The sequence below is a fragment of the Synechococcus sp. MU1655 genome, assembly GCF_023630655.1.
GTDB lineage: Bacteria > Cyanobacteriota > Cyanobacteriia > PCC-6307 > Cyanobiaceae > Synechococcus_C.
In genome coordinates this window covers 1-2,603 of record NZ_JAKUHK010000263.1, presented here as the reverse complement: position 1 = coordinate 2,603, position 2,603 = coordinate 1, and the positions used below count along the sequence as shown (strand labels likewise).

General features: G+C 55.1%; 2 protein-coding genes. Both read right to left on the bottom strand.

Going from position 1 to position 2,603, the window contains the following annotated elements:
• Positions 1–275: 275 nt before the first annotated feature.
• Positions 276–1,274, bottom strand: a complete 999-nt coding sequence (locus NCN04_RS10425; protein ID WP_250396057.1) for a hypothetical protein — start codon at positions 1,272–1,274, stop codon at positions 276–278.
• A gap of 96 nt (positions 1,275–1,370) precedes the next feature.
• Entirely contained in the window at positions 1,371–2,429 is a 1,059-nt protein-coding gene (gene thrC, locus NCN04_RS10420) for a threonine synthase (RefSeq protein ID WP_284498717.1), read from the bottom strand.
• Between the last annotated feature and the right edge of the window lie 174 nt (positions 2,430–2,603).

The window sequence follows — 2,603 nt, the reverse complement described above, 5'->3', positions numbered from 1 at the left end:
TTTTGACTTGAAAACGGTTGTGGAATCTCAGCGAGGCAATGGGGACAATTGACCCTTTTCCCCATTGCTCACAGCCTGGGGAAAAGCGGTGGTGCTTTTTGCGGCTGAGTTGTCCCTGGTTTTCCACGGTTTAGAAGGCTGTTAATCGGTGGATTCCGCAGGCACTTTCTGTCCCGAACCTCTTCAATTTGATGGTGATGGGAGGTTCAACGAGGGGCAGACATCCTTTCCATCCTTCGGAAATCCAGTGTTGGGGGAATTCAACTGCCGCTGAGTCAAACCAGAGTTTGAATCCCGAGGGCAATCCCCAGGCTCACCACCAGGCCGACGAAGGCTTTCCAAAGGTCATGACCGATGATCCGTCCAAGATTTCCGCCTTCTCGATTGGTGAATACAAACTCAAACTCTTTTTCCTTAACCCGCAGGGCAACCTCCCGGCCACCGATTAACCCCAGGAACACCCATGTGGTGCTGAGAGGGAAGGTGGACAGGAAGGCTTTGTAGAGCAGGCAGAGACCAAAGAAGAAATCAATCACCGTGGCCGAGCGCAAATCGGAGCTGTTGGTCTTGGTGCGAAGTACGGCCTGGAGCGGGCCACCGCCGGTGGCGACCAGTACACAGAGGCCCACGCAGAGCACTGCCGTGCAGATCGCCATAGGGAAGAAGTCAAGCTGGCGAGGTAGGAAAACAAAAATGTTTGCGAGGTCCTGCACCAGCCACATGCTCCATAGAAAACCGGTGGAAAACCACTGCAGGACATACCAGATCTTGTTGACTTTTTGGCCTTCTTGCGTCTGCTGGAACACCCAGCGCTCCAGCAGCCACATTCCCAGGCCGTAGGCGATGAGACCTACGCCAAACGCCACGATGTAACCCGTAAGAGAGCTATTCAGCAGCTGTCCGATATTGGCTGGCTTGAACGTCGAGAGCACCAGAAAGGAGGTGCTCACGGGTGCACCCCATTGGGTGAGAGCCAGCACGGCGAGGGGAGGAAGGATGTAGACCCAGGTAAAGGGTTCAGGAAGCGGGAACTCCTTACCAGGAACATTGAGGCGACCCCAAGCAGGATCCCCATAATTGAGAAACCAGCCCAGCATCAGTACCGCAATTGTGACCGTGCAGATGAAGAGCATCTGCACAGCTTTGGGGCTGCGTGTCTTGTTGGAAGAGATGTAAGTGCCGAGGGTTTGCAGTGAGTCGTTGGCGACTACCGAGTAGGCGGCCAATAAGAAGCCAACGATCATCCAGGTGTTGACATCCATGAATCCGCTCATTCGGATGACATCAACATTGTTAAGTGGGCTTCAGAACCGATGGCGGTAATGCAGACGACTGCAGGCTGTGTTTTGGTTTTTCAAGGGAGCGACGCGTTAAAACCCCATCACCTTGGCCACGGTGCTCAGATCAGGATCAAGATCGGCGTAGAAGGCGGCGTCGTTGTTGTTGATCGCACAGTCCGGATCTTTCAGACCATTTCCCGTCAACACACAGACCACTGTGGATCCGTCTGGAACCTCTGCGGCACGCTTGATTAACCCGGCTACTGAGGCTGCGCTAGCGGGCTCACAAAAGATTCCTTCTTGGGCACCGAGAAGTTTGTAGGCATCGATGATTTCCGCATCGGTGACATCCAGGAAAGCCCCGTTGCTCGCCTGACGGGCTGCGATGGCCTTTGCTCGGTTCACCGGGTTGCCGATGCGAATGGCGGTCGCAATTGTTTCTGGATCAGTCACGGTGGTTTCATTCACCAGTGGCGCGGAGCCACTGGCCTGGAATCCCATCATTCGCGGCAAACGCCGACTGCGCCCAGCTTGTTGATATTCCTGGAACCCCATCCAATAGGCCGTGATATTGCCGGCGTTGCCCATCGGAATGCACAGCCAGTCGGGAGCATCTCCTAAGGCATCGACGATTTCAAAGGCTGCAGTTTTTTGTCCTTGCAGGCGGTAGGGGTTCACCGAATTCACCAAGGTGATCGGATATTTCTCGGCTGCTTCGCGAACGATGTCGAGAGCACGGTCGAAATTCCCCCGGATCGCCAGTACTTCAGCTCCATAGACCAGGGCCTGCGCCAGTTTCCCCTGTGCGACGTATCCGTCTGGAATCAACACGAAGGCTCGCATTCCGCCTCGACGGGCATAGGCGGCAGCAGCAGCACTGGTATTGCCAGTGCTGGCACAAATCACCGCTTCACACCCTGCTTCTTTGGCTTTGCTGATCGCCATGGTCATCCCGCGATCCTTGAAGGATCCGGTGGGATTGAGACCGTCGTATTTGACGAAAACTTTTACACCGCGGCCAATCCGTTCCGCAATGGATGGCACTGGGATGAGCGGAGTGGCACCTTCGTGCAGGGTGATCACTGGTGTGGCTGAGGAAACGGGAAGCCAGGATCGATAGGCTTCGATCAGGCCTGGCCAGTCCTGCATGACTGGTTTGGCCGTGAAACGCCGGCGGAGGTTCTTGAGCACGGACACCCGCAGAGAGCAGCAATTCCAGAAATCTATGTGTCTGGATCGAGGAGCTGGGTTTTACGAGGGCTTTATTTCAAACCGTCGAGCGGGGAATCGGAGAAGAATTTCACTAATCCAGCAATGGATTCA